The following is a 16,562-nucleotide window of genomic DNA, read 5'->3' on the forward strand; positions in this document are numbered from 1 at the left end:
CCTCCCTTAATTATTTATCATCTTCCTGACTGCAGAAATATTCAATGGTTTTCTGGGCACAGGTTCTGCAATACCCCAGTTTTTCATTCATGGTATACAGCATCCGGTCGTAGAGTTTCTGGTTTTCCTCGTTGGTTCTGTTGGCAAGGGCACCAATCAAAGACCCGGCACCGGCAATATCTGATTTAAGCCGGACATCCGTGATGGCCTTGACCAGTTCCAGGTTGTCCATGAAATCATAGTTGGCATCCACAGACAGTTTCTGGCCGTAAATCTTCCGGATGGAATTTCTGAAAGACGACCGCTGCTCTTCGGTTTTCAAGCCAAGCCGCTCTTCAACATTTTTTATATAGCGTTCATCGATTTTAAGGGCTTTGAGTTCACCGGTCTGGGGATCTTTATATTTCCACATCATGTCAGGCCCTAAATGTTCCGCATCAACCCCAATGATCATATTAACATAATTCATGACATCCTTTTTTATGGCCAGGGGTTCATCCATATAGGCATTGAACATCTCGGTCATAATTCTTTCCCGGTACAATCCCCTGGCAATTTTCAGGTCTTCCTTATATTTCGCCCGGTCAGCCGGTTCCTGAACATAATCCAGGACCGTTCTTTCCAGGGCATTGAAAATATCCAGGGCAAACATGCACTGGCCTTCATTGGTTTCAGAACTTTCCAACAACAGCTGTACGGCCCGGCCAAGATTTCGCTGTCCAAGACCTTTTTGTCCAAATCGTTTGGTGATATCCGTATCCTGGTTTAAGGTATCAATGAGCTCGGCCAGGGTTTTCAGGCTCTTTTCTCCGGCCACCTCTCCGGCTGCCAGCTTCATGATTTCCACCGGGGTTAATTTTTCCGACCGGGGCAATCGCGTCAGGACAACGCCCACAGAAGCAGCATAATTCAGATTCGGGTCCTGGTGCAGGACCTTTGAATCCAGCGACCGTTTGGTATCCGTGCCAATGGCATACTCGGTTAATGTTTTCTGAATTTTATAATCGGTATTATGGGCCACATAACAGATTCGGCACCGGTCAACAATGGGGGCTTCTTCCCGCTCGGAAAGAAAGGTGTCGAATTCAGAATTGTTACTGGTGGCGATGATCAAGGTATCAATGGGCCATTTAAATCCATCCATTTCAATCATCCGGTTTTGAATTACCCCCAGATACACCTGGACCAGATCTTTTTTGTTTTTATAAATTTCATCACTGAAATGAATCCCCCCGCCGGCAACCCTTGCCAGGGCCCCTCTTCTTAAATCGAACCGGTAGGGATTATTGGAATCCGATATGTGCAGCAGACGCTGGATGGACTCTTCCCCCATCAGGTCTACGGCCGAAGAGGTAATCTTGTCTTTGGCCGGATATTTGCCGGTAATGGTTCCAAGACTTTCAATCAAGGGAACCGGTATGATTTCAATAAACGACAGCATTTTCTCGATATCATTGTCTGTATATTCCCGGATCTGATTGAAAATATAGGCGGAACAGGCACCCAGCGGACGATAGTTATCATACAGGGCTTCCACCTGCTTGGCCGTAAATTTAAACTTCTTGGAAAAAATCGCTTTAGATTCGTCTTTGGTTTCACCCAGGCTCATGGCCAGGATCATGGGATCTTCATAGGTCTGGGATTCGATAAAATTAATTTTACCATACCCGCCCAGCTGGTCCAGATGAACATACCGAAACGTATACTTTCTATTGCGGGGAACGGTCAAAAACTCCCGGTATCGCGCACACAGATAATCCACAAAAAACGTTTTGCCATTGCCGGGTTCTCCCACCAGCACGAAGGCCATCTCCCTTGATGACCCCCCTTCCGAGGCATCTTTCACAAACGAAACAAAACTGTTGATTTCATCGTACATCCCCACCAGGTGCTTTTTACCCTGGCTGAACAGATCAAACTGATAGGTTGTTTTCCCTTTCACCGTAATCTTTTGAATCCCTGCATCAAGGATCATTCGGGTAACACCCTGAAAGGCATCTTCAAATACGCGTTTCTTTTTTTTTACGGCGTCAATATGGTAGATTAAAGATTTTGGATTGGTTTTGTCGGCCATTTTACCCTCCCCTGGGCAGCAAGGAGGCTTATGCTGCCATTCAAAATTGATTGGAATTTCTTTTCGCTTTCTGCCAACGACAGATTCACACTACTTGGGTAGAAATTTCAATAACACTTTTCAGTATCATTAGAATGAAATATGCGCTTTAATTAAGCTTATTGTAATAATATCAATATAAAAAAACAGTGTCAAACGGTTTACTTCATTTTCCCGTTGATTTTTACGACGTTTTGGGATGAAACAAGTAAAACTCGATCCGGTGTTTCCCGGGTCATATGCTTGGGGTCAGGCTTATACTTATGCTTGGGGTCAGGCTTGCGTTATTGCACTTTTGCTGTATGCTGTCCCTTAAATTTCCGGTTATAATCAAAAGCACAATAACACAAGCCTGACCCCGCTGAGACGTCTCAAATGGAACGATTTATAAGCAAAAAGGGGTTCTTTAGTCCCGGGTGAGAAGATATTGTCCCAGGGCAAGATCGTCTGGGGTGGTCAATTTAATGTTCAGGTCAGATCCCCGGGTGATCATCACCTTGCAGCCATAATGTTCTACTATCGACGCATCGTCGGTTCCTGAAAAAGACGTTGCCCCGGCATGTTCAAACGCACGCCATATCAGCGCCATCTTAAAGGTTTGCGGTGTCTGGGCCTTATAGAGCGTCTCCCGGTTGAGTGTTTGTTGAATGAACCCGTCCCCGGAAACGTCTTTGACCGTATCGGTTATTCGGACAGCAGGAATACAGGCACCATATTCCCCGGCCTTTTGGATACACGACTCAATCAGGCCGTGATCCACAAATGGACGAACCCCATCATGAATCATAACAATGGTGTTCCGTTCACAGTTCATTCGATCCCGAATCAAGGTCAAGCCGTTTAATACAGAATCCTGCCGGTATTTGCCGCCCGTAACCAAATGAATTTTTTTTGTCAGCCCAAACGGGTCGATCATCTGTTGTTGACAAAACCCCATTTCCTCTCTGGGGACAACAAGCACAATTTCATGGACGAGATCACACCGATCAAAAGCCATGATGGTCCGTGTCAGGATCGGCATTTTTCCCAGGTAAAGATACTGCTTTTTCATCTTTGATCCCATCCGCAGCCCTTTACCGGCGGCAACAATGATGACAAAATTTTCTGAGGTCGACATGCTAACTCAAATAAGACAGTTCTTTGGGCAAAGGGATGCCTTTTCCCATATGGTCTTCTCCATAATTCACGCCGGCCAGGATTTTCAAATCATTCAATGCCCGGATATCCCCTTTAAACTGCACGGTTTCTAATTCTTCTTTTTTTATCTTCCCCCCGGCCCATTGAATATCCAGAACACTTGCGGCATCAAACACATCATTATTGACCAGCATCTTGACTTCCCCCCCATAATGCTGAACAATTTTCGCCACCAAAAGGCTGGGCCGGCTGTGAAACCCCCGATCCATTGGAATGCCGACTTCCACAACAGTGGTTTCCATATTTTCATTCAATATTTTGGATGCCACGGCTTTTCCTGAGGATAAAAATTTCCAGGCGTAAAACAAGCAGAAATTAACGGATCGATCCAGCAGCACATCCGGATCAATAAAGTCGGCTAAAGACACACTGACCGTTTTATACATATCCTTGAACCCGATATCATTCATATGGCGTTCATAAAAATGCAATAAGCTACCCGCGACCTGGAGCAGATGAAACACAATGGAAAAATGACTTCTCAATTCTTCCAGTGTAAGATTTTCTGCGGATGATTTTGTGTTGACCACATATGAATCAAATGACGACTGGATATTATGAACCAGCATTTCATAGCGCCGGATGATGACCTCATTGAATTGCCGGGGTACCAGCTCTTTTATTTTCTTTAAATCATACCGCTCATAAAATGCAAACTGATCAAAATCTTTTACGACTTCTAAAAATTCACTGGCGATCCGGGTCAGATTTTCTCTTTGCTGACCTTTGGCATTAAACTCATCAATATTGTGATCCAGCTGCTGCACCGATGAAATGCCGGGAAAATAACTCAGGTTATATCCCTTGTCCGGGATCGTTATCTTCAGACGGAGGGCTTCCTCTAAAACAACGGGTGCAGCAAGCTTGATGGAATCCTGTAAAATCTTCAGGGTATCAAAGGCCTCAAGCTTAAACGTTTCATATCGGCTTTCTTTAAACGTATAGAATTGAAACCGATTGAGAATATGTCGTTGGGAATAGCAGGCCAATGCAAGATGGCGAATGGTGGCGGACAATTCACGATAAAACACCCATTCTTTGTTTTTTTTGGCACCGTGAAAGTCTAAAAAATCTTCCAGTATATGGGAGGTTGTGATCAGCTTTGAGTATAGTTTTTTTGTAAAAATATACTCATCATCCTCAATTTCAACCACAAATAAAATACATTTCAGATATTCATAAGAAAAAATATTGGCTTTTTCCTTGAATGTAACATCACAAAAAAAATTCATACTCAATATCCACCACATTAAAATAAAAGGGCTTGATCATCGTTTCGGCCAATACCCAGGAGGGGTCAGGCTTGCGTTATTGACGCTTTTGCTGAATTCCTTTGCTATTACAGTCTGTTATCAAAAGCACAATAACACAAGCCTGACCCCGTCGAACCATCAATTACGACAAGTGGGCGAAGTTAGAACCAAGCCCAAATAAAATAAACATCGGCCTGACCAGTTGATAAGCCGAATTCTGTTACCGGTTCTCGTTACCTTGAACCGGTCAACGATCATTCATCTTGGATGTGCGTTGCCGCACACCTCATGCGACCTACCCGAAAACTTGGGCGGACAACCCTCAAGCGTTTCCCTATTTGGTCTTGCACCGGACGGGGTTTACCAAGCTTTTCCAGTCACCTGGAAAACTGGTGCGCTCTTACCGCACCGTTTCACCCTTACCCGGATGGGATATCCCCATCCAGGCGGTCTACTCTCTGCTGCACTTTCCTTCACGTCACCGTGACTCCACGTTATGGAGCGTCCTGTCCTATGGTGTTCGGACTTTCCTCCAGGGGATACCCCCCAGCGATCGTTTTGCCTGGTCAGACCGATGGTTTTATTCTTTTACATAATATAGGATTCTACTGCATTGGGGGCATGAAATCAATGAATCCCCCCGCTGCACGTCAATAAATAATTGAGGCGGTATGTTCATGAAACACCCCAGGCAGACTTCATTGCTCACGCCCACCACCGCCAGGCCCTGATTCATTTTTGAAATCCTTAAAAACCGCTTCATCAATGCGGGATCCAGATGCTTACCAATGTCATTCTGCTGGTCAAGATATTCCTCAAGCTGTTCTCTATCATCCGTTGATTGTTGATCCATTTCTGTTTGTTCGGCTTCTATTTGATCCTTGAGCAGGTGATATTCTTTTTCACTGGCCTGGACGATCTGTTCCATTTTTTCCCGCTCATCCATATGTTCCAGTAATTCAGTTTCCAGGGCATCTTTGCGTTGTTTGCTATCATCCACTTCTCTTAAAAACAATTGATATTCTTTATTGGTTTTTACCATCCTTAATTTTTCATTGCTTTTAATAATCCGTTGGTCAACAACTTGAATTTCCTGTTCAATATCCCGACAAGCGGTCCGGGCCTTCAAAAGATTTTTTTCATTGTCTTCCAAGGCATTTCCAAACTGTTTTAATTTTGCACTTAATTTTATTTTTTCCTTTTCAACTTTTTCCAGGACGGCTTTAAGCCTGACAATCTGTGTCTCAGCTTCCTGAAGCTTGACAAGGGTTTCTAATTCTGGTTTGGAAATATCATTCATAATGGTATCCTTAAACTATGGTAAATGGGTCTTTTTCTTTTTTAAAGGGTATGATTTGTATGTTCAGTCCTGCGGTTTGAATCGCTTGACCCAATTTGTCAGCGAGCAGGTCTACGGCCATATGTTCAGACGCAAAATGCCCCACATCAATCAATGCTTTTCCAGATTCTTCAACACGTCTGGCTTCATGATATTTGATGTCCCCGGTGATATACACCGCTGCAAAGGATCTGAGAAAGACATCCATAAGAGACCCCCCGCTACCGGTGCAGATGGCCACCGTGGTTACGGGCAGTGCCATATCACCGGTTACGCGCACATGGCGCAACCCCAGGGTTTCTTTTGTCTGACGGACCAGCTGTTCAAGCGGTATGGGAGAGGCTAAATACCCGATTCGACCAATACCGGTTATTTCATCCGTGGGCAGGGGTGATGGCGGATCCATGGACAACGCAATGGTGTTTTTGAGACCCATCCGGGATGCAAAATAATCATTCAACCCATCACTGGCCTTATCCAGGTTGGTATGGGCGGACACAATACTGATGCGGTGTCGTGCAGCCAGTTCAATGGCACTGCCAGGCATTTGATTAAAATCAATGGATTTTTCAGGACGGATCATCAACGGGTGATGGGTGAGCACCAGGTCACAATTCCCTTGTTTTGCAGCCATCATCAAGGGCAGGGAAACATCCAGTCCAATCATCACGCGGTTAACTTCCCAGTCCCGATTTCCCACCTGGAGCCCTGAATTATCCCACTCTTCAGCAATATCAAACGGGGCAATGGTATTGATCAATGCCAGTATATCTCGTGTTTTCACCATGACATCCTCATCTGTAAACAAAAAAAGCGTGGTAAATTACCACGCTTTTTTGTTTTATCCGGTTGATATTCTTCAAGCACATTCATATGTGAAGTGAACATCCTTTCCTGTTTTTAAATCCAACCATAACCCTTACCCGTGAAATGTTTATTGGTGGGCCCATCTGGATTCGAACCAGAGACCGACCGGTTATGAGCCGGTGGCTCTACCAGACTGAGCTATGGGCCCCCTTCATCACACAAACTTGCACTATATATATAAATACCTATTTTGTGTCAAGGTCTAATTCTCAATAAAGGTCTTGAGTTTCTTGCTTCTTGTCGGATGTCTCAGCTTTCTCAAGGCTTTTGCCTCAATCTGGCGGATACGCTCCCGTGTGACCGTAAAATCTTTCCCGACCTCTTCCAGGGTATGGTCTGATTTTTCACCGATGCCAAACCGCATTCGAAGGACTTTTTCCTCCCGGGGGGTCAATGTGGCAAGAATTTTCCGGGTTTGCTCTGCCAGACTGAAATCAATGGCAGCATCCGATGGAATGGAAAACTTTTTATCTTCGATAAAATCACCCAGATGACTGTCCTCTTCTTCTCCAATAGGGGTTTCAAGGGAAATCGGCTCTTTGGCAATTTTTAATACCCGTCGAACTTTTTCAATGGGAATTTCCATCTTTTCTGCAATTTCTTCCGGCGATGGTTCTTTGCCCATTTCCTGCACAAGGTATCGAGATGTCCGGATCAACTTGTTAATGGTTTCAATCATATGGACGGGAATCCTTATGGTTCTGGCCTGATCCGCAATCGCCCGGGTAATGGCCTGTCGAATCCACCAGGTGGCATAGGTTGAAAATTTATATCCCCTTCTGTATTCAAATTTATCCACCGCCTTCATCAAACCGATATTGCCCTCCTGAATCAAATCCAGGAATTGCAATCCCCTGTTGGTGTATTTTTTTGCAATACTGACCACCAGCCTCAAATTTGCCCTCACCAGCTCTCGTTTGGCAAAATCAGCATTTCTGCGGCCGGTATCGACACAGTCTGTAATCTGTTTTAAACCAAAGGCGTTTCCTTTAACTTCATTTTTCCGCAAAGCGACCTGATGGAGAATGGAACGGATATCCTGGTATAAAATCCGGGCTCGCTCCGGGGTAATATTCGAACGGGATGTGGCCCAGTCCACAAATGTCGCTTGATCCGACGACTGGTCCAGCATTGTTTGACTTTTGACGTTAAAGGTTTTGGCACATTTTTCCAGAAGGTCATCCACCTTGTCAAACCATGTAATGGTGCTTCTGATTTTTTTTTCAATATTATCAATAACGTTGGATTCAAACCGCCATTTTTTTAATTCTTCAAATATGGTTTCCGTATTGTTATAGATCTCCGCTGAAAGGATCTCATATTTTTTTGATCGTTTTTTCTCCTTGAGCAGTCCATCTCTTCTTTCCTGATTTTCCTTGTGAAGGTCTTTGATTATTTTTAAGGAACTCAAGAATTTTTCCTGCTTGGACACCTCATCAACAACCCCATCCCCTTCATCAACGTCCCGTAAAACATGCTTGGGGCGCATGGATTTTTTTTCCATCCTTTCACCGTACATGAAAATCGTGGACAATGCCATGGGGCAATCCAGCATGGCGCGCAGGACATCCCGCTCTCCCTGCTCAATCTTTTTTGCGATTTCAATTTCCCCTTCCCGGCTGAGCAAAGTGACCATTCCCATTTCTTTCAGATACATTTTAACCGGGTCTGTAACCGCACCAAACTCCATATCAGACCGATCTTTCTTGACAGCGAACAGGTCTTTGGGGGATTGCTTTTTCCCGGCCTTTTCGTCTGCCTTTTCCGTCTCTTTTTTAGATGGTTTTTTGATTTTATCTTTAGCAATGGATTTTGTTTCTGGTTTGGTCTTTATTTTTTCAGTGGCTTGGGTTGCAGCCTTTTTTAGGTTTTCTTTTTCCTTGTCCACGAGCGTGATTCCAAGGGCCTTAAATTCCATTATAATATCATCAATATGATCCAATGACGTCACATCATCGGACACTGCGTCATTAATTTCGGCAAAAGAGAGAGAACCGGTTTTTTCTCCTTTTTTAATAAGCTTTTGCAGTTTTTTCTTACTCATTATAAAATTCTCTCCAGACTCGTCTGTCTTACCTGCCATAAAATGCCTCCCAAAGGCTTAAAGTTATAACCGATTTTGTAATTGCTGAATTTCTGCCTGCTTTTGCTTTAACAGCTCCATTAATTCGGCATCACAGCCCTTTTCCGCACTTATAATTTTAGTGGTTAAAGTGTTTTCCTGCTTTGTTCTAACACGAATAATTCGGTTTATTATGACCAGAGCGGTTTGGTGCATATCCTGTTCTGAAACAATATCATTCATGGCATAAGAAGCAATCAAAGCCTGATCCTCGTTCGTATCCATTTTGGCCATAACATTTGTAATGAAGGCGGTTGTATCGGGATCCACACTGATGATTTTCTTGCCAATGCGCTTTAATTTTTCAGAATAGAAATAGGCTAAAACATCTCTGCGTTTAATTTCATCTAAAATTTCAGGATAATTCAACATCATTGAAATCAGTTGTTCTTCTCTTCTGTCAGATGCCAGTTTCGCTTGATCTGGTTTTTCATTCATCAAGCCGGCAGTTCGGGTATCCTGTTTCAAATACTGTTCTCTGACCTTTTCCAAAACCGCTTTTTCATCAATATTTAAGGTTTCTGCCAGTTCTTTGACATACAACGACCTTAACGCACTGTCCCGGATCAGACTTAAATGCGGCTTCATCTCCTCTAAAATCCTGATTCGGCCTTCCACAGAAAGGCCATGGGTGTCAATGGCGACCTGTAAAAGAAACTGCATCACGGTTCGGGCACGGGATGCAAGATCATTAAATGCATCCTGCCCATGTTTGACCATATAGGAATCCGGATCATTCCCTTCCGGAAGCACCAGTATCCGGGTATCAACGCCTTCTTTCATAAAAATCTCAATGCTTCTTTTTGCCGCATTGATGCCCGCTGCATCCGAGTCAAAAACAAGCACCATACGGGAAGCATATCCTTTCAACATCCTGACATGATCCGAAGTTAATGCCGTTCCCAGACTGGCCACCGTGTTTTTAATCCCGTGCTGATACAGGGATAAAAAATCAAAATAACCTTCAACAATATAAACAAACCCTTCCTGCCGGCAAAATTGTTTTGCCGCATGCAGGCCGTAAAGGATCCGGCTTTTGGTATACACCGGTGTTTCAGGGGAATTCATATATTTGGGCATGGCATCATCCATCACCCTTCCGCCGAACCCTGCCACCTGCATATTCACATCAAAAATGGGAAACATGATCCGGTTTCTGAACCTGTCATAATACCCATTATTTGATTTTCGTTCCAAAATCAAACCCGATTGAACCGCCACCTTTCTGGAAATTTTCTGTCGCTTTAAAACCGTGACGATGGCATCCCAGCTATCCTGGGAAAATCCCAGTTTGAACGTTTGAATAATCTCGTCTGAAATCCCTCTTCTTTGGAGATATTGCCTTGCCTTCTCCCCTTGTTTTGAATTTTTCAGTCCATCAAAATAAACCCCCATGATGGTTTTATTTAAACGCAGCAGCCCCTCTTTAAGATTGAGTTGATTTCTTTTTCCCGGTGAAATGGCTTTGGTTTCAATGGTAATCTGATACTTATGTGCCAGCATTTTGGCCGCTTCAGGAAACGTAATCCCATGATATTTCATGGTATAAGACAATACATTCCCCCCGGCACTGCACCCGAAACAATAAAAAATCTGTTTGCTGGGATTCACAGAAAATGAAGGTGTCTTTTCAGAATGAAATGGGCATAACCCAAAAAAATTTCTGCCGGATTTTTTCAAAATAACAGATTCGGAAATAACATCAACAATATCTGCCGTATTTAAAATATCTGAAATTTTTTCTTCAGGGATATACATGTTGGTGGCGTTGACTCCAAAATTTAACGGTTCCGCACTTGAAATAAGCTAAGTATTTAAAATCACATGTCAATAATTATCTTTATCGATAACTTTTATTTTGAAATCTTTTCGGTTTACGCTGCATATATTTTTTTTTGGCCATCAGATATGGTTGAACTGTTCCTATAGTGTTCCCTTGCTGGACAGGACGCCTGAAATTTTTTCATCCCTTCTGGTGGCCATGTGCAAAGATCTGCCAAATGCCTTGAAAATGGATTCAAGGACATGATGTTCATTTACGCCATAATAAGAATTAATGTGAAGATTAAACGCCCCTTGAACACAAACTGCCTGAAAGAATTCTTTGGCAAGATAGGCATCAAACTCACCTCTTGTTCGAAGCATCTCCGGGAAATTGTAGACAAGATACGGCCGGTTGGACAGGTCGATTGTAACCCTTGACAGGGCTTCGTCCATGGGAACACTGGCATCCCCAAACCGGACAATCCGCTGTTTCTTCTCCAGGGCCCTGGAAAGTGCTTGGCCCAGAACCAGACCGATATCCTCAATCGTGTGATGGAAATCAACAGCAAGATCCCCTTTGGCACTGATTTCAAGATCGAAAAACCCATGAACCGTAAAAGCGGTCAGCATATGATCAAAAAAAGGTATCCCGGTTGAAATCTCCCCCTTGCCCGCACCATCCAAATTGAACGTGACATGAATGTCAGTTTCTTTTGTTTTTCGGGAAACGCTTGCCTTTCGACCCATAAAAAAAATCCTTGAATTTCAGCCAAACTGATACACACCAGCATACGCACGAATAGTATTCTATAAAAACGAATCTTTTATTCTATATAAGTCAATAATTTTTGTCAAATATTTTTTACTGAATAAAATCTTTATTGCCATGGCGCACTTTTATTCTTATACTTGTGCAGTCGCTAAGAAAAAAAGAATTTCATCCTCCGGGAAATAAAAAATGGACATTTCACCCCCTGCATACAGCAATTATCCATCTGGTTTCAGGTATCCGGCGGTTCCAAATGCAACCGCCGCTGGTACGACCCCCCTGGCGGGAAGCACACAAACCGTTGATGCAACACCCGGCACCGTTACCATGGAACAGATCAACCCTTCTTTGGAAACCGACCCTGGAGCCCGGGAAGGTACCCAGGCTGCATCCTCTTTCCAAATTGCTGTTTAATCCCTGCGAACAGACCCAAAGCCCAAACACTACTTAATCAGTTTGACAATCTGCCTAAACGGATCCCCCTGTGCTGCCCGCATCAGTTCAAAAAATACCATTTCAACACAGGTCACCTGACCGCCCGATTGGACAATCCTTTGGATTCCAATGTCCTTATTCTCCCTGGTTCTGGATGACACGCAATCTGATACCACCTGAACCTCACATCCGTTTTGGATCAAGTCGTATCCGGATTGGAAAACACAGATATGGGTTTCAATTCCGGTTAACAGCACCTGAGTCCTTCCGGCTCGGTTGAACGTATCCATAAATTGCGGTTCACCGCAACAGGAAAATGAAAATTTTTCAATGGGTGTCTGACCTGTCAGACAGTTTGAAATCACTTCCGTGGTAGGGCCCAATTTACCTGGAATCTGCTCCATCCATATAATCGGTACGCCAAGGATTTTCATCCCCCGAATCAGGATTTCAAGTGATCCAAACAATTTTTCCTTTTCATACATTAATTGAGACAACTGGCCCTGAACATCAATCAACACCATAATGGTTTTATCAATGGCAAACATCTGTTCCCTCCTCTATCCATCATTGAAAACTTAATTTGTAATCCCTGCCGATTTTTGTTACCGTGTTTCCGATAAACCAACAATCCACTCCACGTTTGATTAAAGCATTATTTTAATAAAAATGAATGCGCCCCTTTAAGGACAAAGGGTGTTGTTGCTCATTTTAGTTTCAATACCTTTTTAGCACGATTATTACAATAAACGCTTTTCTTTAAAAGAACCTTTTTACAGGAGTCAATTCAATGGTGGCATCCATTCAAAACAATCTATCCGCTTTACAGGCCTTTTCCAAACAAATGGCGGTCAGTGCCAATAATGTTGCAAACGCCCTTTCCAGTGATTTTAAATATACGGCCCTGCTCTCTTTTTTGTTACTTTTTGCTTCAGGTTGCGCCACACTCCAGCCTGGATATGAGACACCGGTTGTCAGTGTCACTTCTTTCAAGGCTGTGCCGACACAAAGCCTGGTTCCCCAATTTCAAATCGGACTGCATATCGTTAATCCCAATCGATCTCCGCTGGATTTAAAAGGCGTTTCCTATACCATTTCCCTTGAAGGACATAAAATAATGACAGGTGTAGCCAATCAACTTCCCCGGATAGCCCCCTATGGAGAGGGAGATATTATACTGAATGCATCGGTTGACCTGTTCAGCAGTATTGGTTTTTTTACCGATCTTATCCGCCATCAGAAAAAAAATCAGCTGTCTTACCGGCTCAATGCAAAACTTGATGCCGGCAGTTTACACCCCCTCATCAGGGTCACCCAAAAAGGAACGCTTTCTCTTAGCCCCCCCATACAAAGCCAGTAGTAAACAACTTGATAACCCTCATGTCCTGGCGGACACAACGAAATCGGTCAGTCTTTCATGATGGTTTCAAATCGCCTGGATTCCCGGGAATCTATGGGAGCACCGATATTGATAATATGTTCATCAATAATTTCAATTCTCGCCCATTGCTGCCAACCCTCCAAAGAGTACCATACACCGATATGCCTTCCCTGGGGGTCGATAATTCTGGAACCATAATGTTTAAAATCTCCCGTCCGTTGTGCATGACCCCATATCCAGCTGCGAAGATTTTTAGATGTCAGGTCTATTGCCGTCCAGAACCTGGAATCCATGGTAAACCCTTTTGAAATACCAACAATAGCCCTGGGAAACGTTTTAGGGCCGAAATGATAGTAAGTGTATTCCGGGTTTACGATAAAACTTTCAAAACTTTTCTTCACATCACCATCGTACACCAGTCGCCCGAAATTGCCGGATGATGACACACAACTCGCCATGACGGACACTCCGGTTAGAAGACATGCTATTGCAAACCATTTTATTTTTTCTTTGTTCATGGGCCACCCTCCTGTCAATATTGATAACTGTTTAAATATGCGTGCTACCTTAATACTCCATAAAAATAAGGGTAATCTTAAGTTTTTCAACAGGGTCAGGTATCAATGACATGGATTCAGGAAAAACCCCCTTTACGAGCAGTCTTTTTTTTGGTGATAAAAAAATTGTATGGATAAATAATCACGGGCTTGATCATCGTTTCTGCCAATAGCCAGGAGGTCTCCATGACTGACCGACCTTGTAAAGTTTGGCTACAGTGACCATGATCCTGACGTGGGTAGAGGGTCAGAAACTTGTATCGGATACGGATTTGATCTCTATTCTACTGCTTTCGAAATTAAAAACATTTTTTGACGTGTTAGATTCAAAAAAACTGACACTGTTTAACGCAATTGAAAAGAATAATATCAGGATTAGAACAAACAAAGATACTATCATTGAAACAAAAGCAGAATGATACGTTTTCCTCCTCTTCAGTTTCCATTTTGTTTTCTTCATCTAAATTCCCATTTATATAAAAACCGTTTAATCTGCTGAAATGGAAACCGTTCATGCGCTGTTGTGGCAGATTTATCTGCCCTGGCCGTGATTGAGATAAAAAAATTATGCTATTATCTATCTTCCTGAATTATTACATGTTTCTCATATAATTTTCCCCTTAAAATATGCAATATTGGTTCCAATCCTATATATAATTTTTTAATTGTCTGATTTTATAGAGGGTATACTTGGAATGACCATATTATCCACAATTGGCTAAATAGCATATGTGTGTAAAAAAGGTTACAAAAAGAATTAAATGCACCTATTTTAGGTAAAAAATGTACGTATTACGCGTATTACGGGGACACTTTATTTATTTATAGTCAAGAATTTTTGCAAAAGAAACGCCGGTTATCGAAACCTTGCGCAGTTACCAAACGCTTGGCCTTGTAAAAGGGTTTAGGAAATTGCCCCCTGCTTACACAGAGTCGGGTTGTGACTATGAGAAATTCCAACAAATCACATTTTCTCACGCGCTAAAAAAACGCTTAAATGAAGATACTCACCATAATTCATTGACGCGCATCAGATACGGATTTGATCTCTATTTTGCTGCTTTCAAACGTAACACTGCTTTTTGAGGAGCCTGATTCAAAAGAATTGAAACTGTTTAAAGCAATAGAAAAAACCAATATCAGCATTAGAATGAACAGCGATGTTATCAATGAAACAAAAGCAGCATTATAATTTTTTTTCTTCTTCAGTTTCCATTTCGTTTTCTTCATCTGTATCCCCATTGGTATTGAATAACGATTTCGATCATAGGAAAAGCAACCCTATTCAAATATAAATAATTGAAATATTAATTGTATAACCTGATCGAACAGCAAAATCAAACTATAAACTCTGAAAAAATAGGAATATTTTGTAACAATTAAAATCTGACCCCTTCTGATATCTGGAATGTATAGAGACCTTACTTAATTTTTTCTGCCTTGGTTTTCGTGATTTTTATCGTCGGTCATGTCAAATTGAGTCAAAACTGATCATTTGAAACTTAACATTGGGGATACACAAAAAATCTCTCATGCTCACATTCCTGAGTGGTGACAGCGAATTGGAAGCGTAGTTGACAGTTTTTGCCGGGGTGGTGGCTATATGATGTTTCATGCGACGTTTTCTTTCATTCCAATCGTCAGGGTAAGCCCCAGAGTGTCCAATAATTTATTCAGACTTGAAAGGTTAGGATTCCCTTTTTCTGATAACATCCGATACAGTGTTTCTCTGTTAAGGTTGGCTTCCCTGGCAGCGTGAGAAAATCCTTTGGCCTTTGCCACATCACGAAGCGCCAGCATGAAAATTTACTGGTTTCCTTCTTTTAAAGCTTCATTCAGATAGATAGAGGCATATTCCGGTTCCTGTAATCGTGTCAAAAGACCTTCTTTATAACTTTCTGTGGCCATTATTCTTCTCCTTGCGTATGATAGTCCTGCCAAAAGGCATAAGCTTTTTTGATATCCTTTTTTTGACTGCTTTTGTCACCCGTGCAGAGCAAGATAACAATTTTGTTTCCTTCCTGGCCATAATAGATACGATGTCCCGGACCAACATGTAGTTATTTTGCGACTTACCCAACCTGATCCTGCAGACCTCGCCCCGTTTTTCAATTAGCTATGGGTATGTATGTAATTTATTTCCATATGATTGATAAAAAATCACACATATTTCTATCTTTTTTTACATACTCATCGATATCACCTGCTCATAATAAAAAAATGAGATGGCTAACCGATTGATATTTAAATAAAATAAAAAAATTATCCATATCTGGTAAAGATATTGCATATATATTTAGAATAATTATAACGTTCAATTATTTCGATTTTTATTAAGGAAATTCAGATAAAGGATCTACTAAAATACATCAAACCTTGCTCCTGATGGAAAGATTTCTATTCTATTGGGAGCTTAAATATCAAAACCATATGTGTTGCATTTGACATTGACCCATAATGGTAATTTGCATATACTTTGCTCTCGAAATGTCACTTCTTATCAACGGCCCTCCATGTTACATTGTTATAACATTTGAATTTTCCAGAACTATAAAGCCTACTTTTCACATCGGCAAAGACGGATGTTGTTGTGAAATTTTCAAAATCTTATAAGTATTGCTTTAGGTTCAATGCCATAAGGCAATGAGTCAAAATTAAATCGGCCATTTTATTCATCATAGCACAGTATATCAACTGCCCATTTCCCAATTCCTTCTATCCGCCAGATAGTGTTTTCTATTTTTTTCATAGCTTCCTTTGTCAAA

Annotated in this window: 13 protein-coding genes, 1 tRNA gene and 1 other RNA gene; 2 read left to right on the plus strand and 13 right to left on the minus strand. The window is 42.1% G+C overall.

Annotated elements, in window-relative coordinates; all coding sequences use genetic code 11:
* Positions 1–10 precede the first annotated feature (10 nt).
* From Q1Q15_RS18815 to hisB, 10 genes are all read right to left on the minus strand, one after another.
* On the minus strand, positions 11–2,074 hold the full coding sequence (locus Q1Q15_RS18815) for a serine protein kinase PrkA (RefSeq protein WP_300463469.1): 2,064 nt from the start codon (positions 2,072–2,074) through the stop codon (positions 11–13).
* A gap of 445 nt (positions 2,075–2,519) precedes the next feature.
* A complete protein-coding gene (gene ispD, locus Q1Q15_RS18820; protein WP_300463471.1) occupies positions 2,520–3,230 on the minus strand; it encodes a 2-C-methyl-D-erythritol 4-phosphate cytidylyltransferase in 711 nt (236 codons plus the stop codon).
* Position 3,231: 1 nt separating this feature from the next.
* Positions 3,232–4,542 carry an HPr family phosphocarrier protein gene (locus tag Q1Q15_RS18825; RefSeq protein WP_300463473.1) on the minus strand — a complete coding sequence of 437 codons (1,311 nt, stop codon included), beginning with the start codon at positions 4,540–4,542 and terminating at the stop codon, positions 3,232–3,234.
* Positions 4,543–4,753: 211 nt separating this feature from the next.
* Positions 4,754–5,133: RNase P RNA component class A (gene rnpB, locus Q1Q15_RS18830), an RNA gene on the minus strand.
* 10 nt (positions 5,134–5,143) lie between these two features.
* A complete protein-coding gene (locus Q1Q15_RS18835) occupies positions 5,144–5,863 on the minus strand; it encodes a C4-type zinc ribbon domain-containing protein (RefSeq protein WP_300463474.1) in 720 nt (239 codons plus the stop codon).
* Positions 5,864–5,873: 10 nt separating this feature from the next.
* Positions 5,874–6,689: a Nif3-like dinuclear metal center hexameric protein gene (locus tag Q1Q15_RS18840; RefSeq protein ID WP_300463477.1), complete on the minus strand. Its 816-nt coding sequence runs from the start codon at positions 6,687–6,689 to the stop codon at positions 5,874–5,876.
* A 151-nt stretch (positions 6,690–6,840) separates the two neighbouring features.
* Positions 6,841–6,917, minus strand: a tRNA-Ile gene (locus Q1Q15_RS18845).
* A 54-nt stretch (positions 6,918–6,971) separates the two neighbouring features.
* Positions 6,972–8,852, minus strand: coding sequence for an RNA polymerase sigma factor RpoD (gene rpoD / locus Q1Q15_RS18850; RefSeq protein ID WP_300463480.1), 1,881 nt, complete (start codon positions 8,850–8,852; stop codon positions 6,972–6,974).
* Between the two features lie 24 nt (positions 8,853–8,876).
* Positions 8,877–10,649 carry a DNA primase gene (gene dnaG, locus Q1Q15_RS18855; RefSeq protein ID WP_300463483.1) on the minus strand — a complete coding sequence of 591 codons (1,773 nt, stop codon included), beginning with the start codon at positions 10,647–10,649 and terminating at the stop codon, positions 8,877–8,879.
* Between the two features lie 165 nt (positions 10,650–10,814).
* Entirely contained in the window at positions 10,815–11,402 is a 588-nt protein-coding gene (gene hisB / locus Q1Q15_RS18860; protein WP_300463486.1) for an imidazoleglycerol-phosphate dehydratase HisB, read from the minus strand.
* A 211-nt stretch (positions 11,403–11,613) separates the two neighbouring features.
* On the opposite strand from hisB, the gene Q1Q15_RS18865 reads away from it, so the two are divergent.
* Positions 11,614–11,838 carry a hypothetical protein gene (locus tag Q1Q15_RS18865; protein ID WP_300463489.1) on the plus strand — a complete coding sequence of 75 codons (225 nt, stop codon included), beginning with the start codon at positions 11,614–11,616 and terminating at the stop codon, positions 11,836–11,838.
* Between the two features lie 29 nt (positions 11,839–11,867).
* Here Q1Q15_RS18865 and Q1Q15_RS18870 read toward each other — a convergent pair whose 3' ends face one another.
* Positions 11,868–12,407: an isochorismatase family protein gene (locus Q1Q15_RS18870; protein ID WP_300463492.1), complete on the minus strand. Its 540-nt coding sequence runs from the start codon at positions 12,405–12,407 to the stop codon at positions 11,868–11,870.
* Positions 12,408–12,649: 242 nt separating this feature from the next.
* Here Q1Q15_RS18870 and Q1Q15_RS18875 point away from each other — a divergent pair, with 242 nt between their 5' ends.
* A complete protein-coding gene (locus Q1Q15_RS18875) occupies positions 12,650–13,219 on the plus strand; it encodes an LEA type 2 family protein (RefSeq protein ID WP_300463495.1) in 570 nt (189 codons plus the stop codon).
* A 47-nt stretch (positions 13,220–13,266) separates the two neighbouring features.
* Here Q1Q15_RS18875 and Q1Q15_RS18880 read toward each other — a convergent pair whose 3' ends face one another.
* Both Q1Q15_RS18880 and Q1Q15_RS18885 read right to left on the minus strand, forming a co-directional pair.
* A complete protein-coding gene (locus Q1Q15_RS18880; protein ID WP_300463498.1) occupies positions 13,267–13,758 on the minus strand; it encodes a hypothetical protein in 492 nt (163 codons plus the stop codon).
* Between the two features lie 1,650 nt (positions 13,759–15,408).
* On the minus strand, positions 15,409–15,597 hold the full coding sequence (locus Q1Q15_RS18885; protein WP_300463501.1) for a helix-turn-helix domain-containing protein: 189 nt from the start codon (positions 15,595–15,597) through the stop codon (positions 15,409–15,411).
* Positions 15,598–16,562 lie beyond the last annotated feature (965 nt).

The organism is Desulfobacula sp. (assembly GCF_030145145.1).
GTDB lineage: Bacteria > Desulfobacterota > Desulfobacteria > Desulfobacterales > Desulfobacteraceae > Desulfobacula.